At 75.3% G+C, this 6,043-nt stretch carries 7 protein-coding genes; 3 read left to right on the forward strand and 4 right to left on the reverse strand.

Going from position 1 to position 6,043, the window contains the following annotated elements; all coding sequences use genetic code 11:
• Positions 1-3 precede the first annotated feature (3 nt).
• Positions 4-591, reverse strand: a complete 588-nt coding sequence (locus ACZ6EJ_RS16220) for a DNA-3-methyladenine glycosylase I (RefSeq protein ID WP_469267743.1) — start codon at positions 589-591, stop codon at positions 4-6.
• Positions 588-989, reverse strand: coding sequence for a cell division protein DivIVA (locus tag ACZ6EJ_RS16225; protein WP_469267744.1), 402 nt, complete (start codon positions 987-989; stop codon positions 588-590). The genes ACZ6EJ_RS16220 and ACZ6EJ_RS16225 overlap by 4 nt, the downstream gene beginning before the upstream one ends.
• 269 nt (positions 990-1,258) lie before the next feature.
• Between ACZ6EJ_RS16225 and folP the strand changes: the two genes are divergently transcribed.
• The gene (folP, locus tag ACZ6EJ_RS16230) at positions 1,259-2,131 is read left to right on the forward strand and encodes a dihydropteroate synthase (protein WP_469267745.1); all 873 of its coding nucleotides are present in this window, start codon (positions 1,259-1,261) and stop codon (positions 2,129-2,131) included.
• 60 nt (positions 2,132-2,191) lie between these two features.
• Here folP and ACZ6EJ_RS16235 read toward each other — a convergent pair whose 3' ends face one another.
• A complete protein-coding gene (locus tag ACZ6EJ_RS16235; protein ID WP_469267746.1) occupies positions 2,192-2,977 on the reverse strand; it encodes an LOG family protein in 786 nt (261 codons plus the stop codon).
• 80 nt (positions 2,978-3,057) lie between these two features.
• Entirely contained in the window at positions 3,058-4,137 is a 1,080-nt protein-coding gene (gene dapE, locus ACZ6EJ_RS16240) for a succinyl-diaminopimelate desuccinylase (protein WP_469267747.1), read from the reverse strand.
• Between the two features lie 101 nt (positions 4,138-4,238).
• On the opposite strand from dapE, the gene ACZ6EJ_RS16245 reads away from it, so the two are divergent.
• Together ACZ6EJ_RS16245 and ACZ6EJ_RS16250 are read left to right on the forward strand one after the other, a co-directional pair.
• A complete protein-coding gene (locus ACZ6EJ_RS16245) occupies positions 4,239-5,162 on the forward strand; it encodes a hypothetical protein (protein WP_469267748.1) in 924 nt (307 codons plus the stop codon).
• Between the two features lie 308 nt (positions 5,163-5,470).
• A complete protein-coding gene (locus ACZ6EJ_RS16250) occupies positions 5,471-5,893 on the forward strand; it encodes an ATP-binding protein (RefSeq protein WP_469267749.1) in 423 nt (140 codons plus the stop codon).
• The last annotated feature ends 150 nt before the right edge of the window (positions 5,894-6,043 follow it).

The raw sequence follows: 6,043 nt of genomic DNA on the forward strand, positions 1-6,043 counted from the left end.
CGCTCACCGGCGGCCGCCGCGGGCCACGCACGACGCGAGGTGGTCGTCGACCAGTCCGCACGCCTGCATCAGGGCGTAGGCGGTGGTGGGGCCGACGAAGCGCAGCGAGCGCCGCTTCAGCTCCTTGGCGAGCGCGGTGGACTCGGGCGTCACGGCCGGCACGTCCGAGAGCGTGCGCGGGACGGGCCGGCCGGCCGGGTCGGGGGCGTAGGACCAGATCAGCTCGTCCAGCTCGCCGGCCGGCCAGCCGGCGAGCACCTCGGCGTTGGCGAGGGTGGCGTCGACCTTGGCCCGGTTGCGGATGATGCCGGGGTCGGCGAGGAGCCGTTCCCGGTCGGCGTCGGTGAACGCGGCGACCGCCCCGATCCGGAACCCCGCGAAGGCCGTGCGGAAGGTGTCGCGGCGGCGCAGGATCGTGAGCCAGGAGAGCCCGGACTGGAACGCCTCCAGGCTCAGCCGCTCGAACAGGGCGTCGTCCCCGTGGACCGGGCGGCCCCACTCGGTGTCGTGGTAGGCCAGGTAGTCCTCCGTGGCCAGGGCCCACGGGCAGCGGGCGCCGCCGTCGGCGGCCTCGACGGCCGAGCCGCTCACCGTCCGTCCTCGGCGCGGTCCGGGCCGGGCTCCCGGTCGTCGGCGGGCCGGTCCCCCGGCCGCTCGAAGAGGTCGGCCCCGGTGGTGACCTCCTTCGCCTGCATCCCGGCGAGGGCGGACTCCAACTCCGCGATCCGCGCGTCGCGTTCGGCCAGTTCGGCGCCGAGCCTGGACAGCGCCTCGTCGACGTCCACCATCCGGTAGCCGCGCACGGCCATCGGCAGGAGCAGCGCCTCGACGTCCGCGCGGCCGACCGGGCGGTCCGCGGGCAGCGGGTCGGTGGACCGCTCGGGCGGCACGTCCTGGAGCACGGGGCTCCCTCCGCCGCCGACCACCACCAGGGTGACTGCGGTGACGACCACGACCATCGTGAGCAGCAAGAACCAGAACACGCGCATCTCCCCTGGGGGCAAAACCTCATTCCGGCTCTGATCGTGCCATGCGGCGGCGCCGGTTCGGGCCGGCGACTAGGGTCTGTCGTTCGGATCGGCGGCCGGATCGGGGAGCGGGGCCCGGCGCGTGCGGGCGCGGGGCGGAGGAGGCGTCGCCTCGGGGCACGGACGACCGGCGGGAGCGCCGCGGACGTGCGGGCCGGGCCCGTGGGCCCGGCATGATCCGGACGAGAGACCCTAGGGTCGCAGGCGGACTACTGAGGAGGAGAGACGGGATGCGCAGCGGTGCACTCAGGCTGGGGCGGCGGGAGTTCGGTCCGCACGAGCCGGTGATCATGGCGATCGTGAACCGGACTCCGGACTCCTTCTACGACCAGGGCGCCACGTTCGCGGACGAGCCCGCGCTCGTCCGGGTGGAGCGGGCGGTGGCCGAGGGCGCCGCCATCATCGACGTCGGCGGGGTGAAGGCGGGCCCCGGCGACGAGGTGAGCGCCGAGGAGGAGGCGCGCCGTACGGTCGGCTTCGTCGCGGAGGTCCGCCGCCGCCACCCGGACGTGGTGATCAGCGTGGACACCTGGCGGCACGAGGTGGGCGAGGCGGTCTGCGAGGCCGGGGCGGACGTGCTGAACGACGCGTGGGGCGGGGTCGACCCGAAGCTGGCGGAGGTCGCCGCGCGGTACGGGGCGGGGCTCGTGTGCACGCACGCGGGCGGCGCGCAGCCGAGGACCCGGCCGCACCGGGTGGCGTACGACGACGTGATGGCGGACATCCTGCGGGTGACGACCGGGCTGGCGGAGCGGGCGGTGGCGCTCGGGGTGCGGCCGGACGGGATCATGATCGATCCGGGGCACGACTTCGGGAAGAACACCCGGCACTCGTTGGAGGCGACGCGGCGGCTCGACGAGATGGCGGAGACCGGGTGGCCGGTGCTGGTCTCGCTCTCCAACAAGGACTTCGTGGGGGAGACGCTGGACCGGCCGGTGAAGGAGCGGGTGATCGGCACGCTGGCGACGACGGCGGTCTCGGCATGGCTGGGGGCGCGGGTCTACCGGGTGCACGAGGTGGCGGAGACGCGGCAGGTGCTCGACATGGTGGCGTCGATCGCGGGCCGGCGGGCGCCGGCGGTCGCGCGGCGGGGCCTGGCCTGACGGGCCGGGCCGGCCTCGGGAGCGGGGAGCGGGACGCCGCCGCCCCGCTCCCCGGCCGGTCTACCGGCCGACCTCCTTCGTCACCAGGGCGACCGCCTCCTCCACGTCGTCGGTCACGTGGAAGAGCATCAGGTCCGTCTCCGACGCCTTGCCCTGGGCCACCACCGTGTCGCGGAGCCAGTCGACCAGTCCGCCCCAGTAGGCCGTGCCGAACAGGACGATCGGGAAGCGGGTGACCTTGCCGGTCTGGACGAGGGTGAGCGCCTCGAACAGCTCGTCCAGCGTGCCGAGGCCGCCGGGCAGCACCACGAACCCCTGGGCGTACTTCACGAACATCGTCTTGCGGACGAAGAAGTAGCGGAAGTTGACGCCGATGTCGACGTGCGGGTTGAGCCCCGACTCGAAGGGCAGCTCGATGCCGAGGCCGACCGAGACCCCCTTCGCGTCCCGCGCGCCCTTGTTGGCGGCCTCCATCGCGCCCGGTCCGCCGCCGGTGATCACCGCGAAGCCCGCCTCGACCAGCGCCTTGCCGAGCCGGACCCCGGCGTCGTACTCCGGGGACCCTGCCGGGGTGCGGGCCGAGCCGAAGACGCTGATCGCGCTCGGCAGTTCGGCGAGCGCGCCGAAGCCCTCGACGAACTCCGACTGGATGCGCATCACCCGCCAGGGGTCGGTGTGCACCCATTCGGAGTCGCCCTCGGTGTCCAGCAGGCGCTGGTCGGTCGTGCCGGGCTGGACCTGCTCCCTGCGGCGCACCACGGGGCCCAGCCACTGCTCCTCGGGGCCGACCGCGCCCTCGGGGACCTCCGCGCCCTGTGGGATGCGCGCGTCCTCGGCGTTGCCCATGTTCCGCTCCCTCCACCTGCGTCGTGCCTTGTCCGGCCAGCGTAGATCCACGGAGGTTACGTAGGGGGGAATGCCGTGCGTCAGCCCGCCAGCCAGGAGCGCAGGCGCTCCTCGCAGTGGGTGATCCGGTCGACCGCCACGTGCTCGTCGCGCTTGTGGGCGTAGATGGGGTCGCCGGGGCCGTAGTTCACGGCGGGGATGCCGAGCGCGCCGAAGCGGGAGACGTCGGTCCAGCCGAACTTGGGCCGGGCGGCGCCGCCGACGGCGCTCATGAACGCCTGCGCGGCGGGGTGGGAGAGGCCGGGCATGGCGGCCCCGGAGTGGTCGTCGACGACGAACTCCGCCACCGCGCAGTCCGCGAAGACCTCGCGGACGTGGGCGATCGCCTCCTCCTCGGTGCGGTCGGGGGCGTAGCGGTAGTTGACGACGACGGTGCAGGCGTCCGGGATGACGTTGGTGGCGACGCCGCCCTCGATGCCGACCGCGTTGAGGCCCTCGTGGTATTCGAGGCCGTCGACGACCGGGCGGCGCGGTTCGTACGCGGCGAGCCGGGCGAGGATGGGGGCGGCGGCGTGGACGGCGTTGGACCCCATCCAACTGCGCGCGGAGTGGGCCCGCTCCCCGGTGGTGCGCAGGTGGACCCGGAGGGTGCCCTGGCAGCCGCCCTCGACCTCGCCGTCGGAGGGCTCCAGCAGGACGGCGAAGTCCCCGGCGAGCCAGTCGGGGTGGGCCTCGGCGATGCGGCCGAGGCCGTTGAGGTGGGCGGCGACCTCCTCGTTGTCGTAGAAGACGAAGGTCAGGTCGCGGTTGGGCTCGGGGACGGTGGCGGCGATCCGGAGCTGGACGGCGACGCCCGACTTCATGTCGGAGGTCCCGCACCCCCAGAGGACGCCGTCGTCGTCGAGGCGCGAGGGGACGTTGTCGGCGATCGGCACGGTGTCGATGTGCCCGGCGAGCACGACGCGCTCGGCCCGGCCGAGGTGCGTGCGGGCGACGACGTTGTTGCCGTGGCGGTCGACGGTCAGGTGGGGCAGGCCGCGCAGGGCCGACTCGATCGCGTCGGCGAGGGCCTTCTCCTCCCCGCTGACCGAGGGGAAGTCGACGAGTCGGGCGGTGAGCGCCGGACCGTCCAGGGTGAGGTCAAGGGTGCTGTCGGCCATGGCCCCGAGCCTAAGGGACGCGGCTCGCGGGCCGTTCGGGGCCGCCCGTCCCGTTCTGGGCGGTAGCGTCCCGATCTGCTCCCTCACGTACGGTGGGGAGTGTGCACCGGACAGTCAACTCCTCGCGCCGCGGCCGGCACCACCGGCTCGCGGTGGCCTTCGCCGTGCTCGTGGCGCTCGGCGGCTATCTGGCCGCGCAGTACGTCTCCGGCTCCCGCAACCCGCCGCGCTGCACCGTGCGGGCCGACGGGCCGGGCGGCGGCTCGCACCGCTACGAGCTGAGCCCGGAGCGCGCGGCGAACGCGGCGACGATCTCCGCGGTGGGCTCGGCGCGCGGGATGCCGGAGCGGGCGGTGGCGATCGCGCTGGCCACCGCGCTCCAGGAGTCGGGGCTGCGCAACCTCGACCACGGGGACCGGGACTCGGTGGGGCTGTTCCAGCAGCGCCCCTCGCAGGGGTGGGGCGCCACGGCGCGGATCATGGACCCGGTGTACTCCTCCGGGGCGTTCTACGACCGGCTCGCGGAGGTTCCGGGCTACTCGCGGCTCCCGCTGACCGTGGCCGCGCAGCGGGTGCAGCGCAGCGGCTTCCCGCAGGCGTACGCGAAGCACGAGCCGGACGCCGCGCTGCTGGCCGCCGCCCTGACCGGGCGGGCGCCCGCCGCGCTGCACTGCGTCCCCTCCGCGGCGGCCGGCGGCGGTCCGGGCGACGCGGCGCGGGTGCGGCGGGAGCTGGCGCGCGCCTTCGGCGAGGGCGTGCTGCCCGCGGCGGAGGCGGCGGGCCCGTCCGCCGCGGCGACCGTCCCGGTCCCCGTGCCGGCGACGGCGGAGCGGGGCGGCGACGGGGCCGCGCCGCGGCGGGGCTGGGAGTTGGCGCACTGGGCCGTGGCGCACGCCGAGGCGCTGCGGATCGAGCGTGTGGGCTATGCGGGCCGGGTCTGGGAGGCCGCGTCGGGCTGGCGGACGGAACGGGCGAAGGGCGGGGAACCGGGCGCGGCGACCGTCGTGATCCGGGTCGCTCAGTAGTACGCCGCGTCACCCGCAGGGGCCCTGGTCGCGGTCGCGCCGGCACCCTGCGGGGCGCTGGTGCGCGGGGCGGTCCGCCGACGCCGCTTTCCGTGCGCGGCAAGAGAAGTGACGGTTCTCCCCGGCGCTGCCGAACGGGTTGCCCACCGGGGCCCGCCGACTGCGGATTATCGGACGCATTACTCACTCTTTACCTTCGGCCACCGCAACCTTCCCCACCCCCGGACCTGTTGTCAGGGCGTCCGACCCCCGGACCGGCGAACGCCCCTGGGCCGCCGCCACCGTTGACATCCCGTCGAAGGAGCATCATGTCCCTCCCCCTGACCCGTCGGATCGCCCGTGCCGCGCTGCTGATCGCCGCCGGAGCAGCCCCCGTGGTCGGTGCGGCCGGCGCCGCGAGCGCCGCAGAGCTCCCCCAGGCCAACCTGGGCGGACTGACCGCCCTGGACGGCGCCAACCTGGGCGGCACCGTCGACACCACCGCGCAGCAGGGCAGCAAGGCGGTGGGCGAGGCCGGCAGCCGGCTCGTCGGCACGGCCGTGCCGGCCGCGGGCAAGACCGTCGGCAAGGCCGGCGCGGTGGCCATCCCGGCCGCCCAGCAGGCCGCCGGCCAGACCGCGGGCAACGCGGGCGAGGTCGTGGGCGACGTGGCCAAGGCGGCCGGCAACGGCCTGCCCACGGGCGGTCTCCCCACCGGCAGCCTGCCGGTGGGCGGCCTGCCGATCGGCTGACCCCGCACCGCGCCACCCACGTGGACAGGGGCTCGGGGGGGGGGGGGGGGGGGGGCGGGGTTGGGGGGGGGGGGGGTGGGGGGGGGTGGGGGAAACGGGTTGTCTCGGCAGCTACGCGTTTGTCTGTGGTGGTGGAGATCCCGCGGACAA

The organism is Streptomyces sp. NPDC041970 (assembly GCF_055588985.1).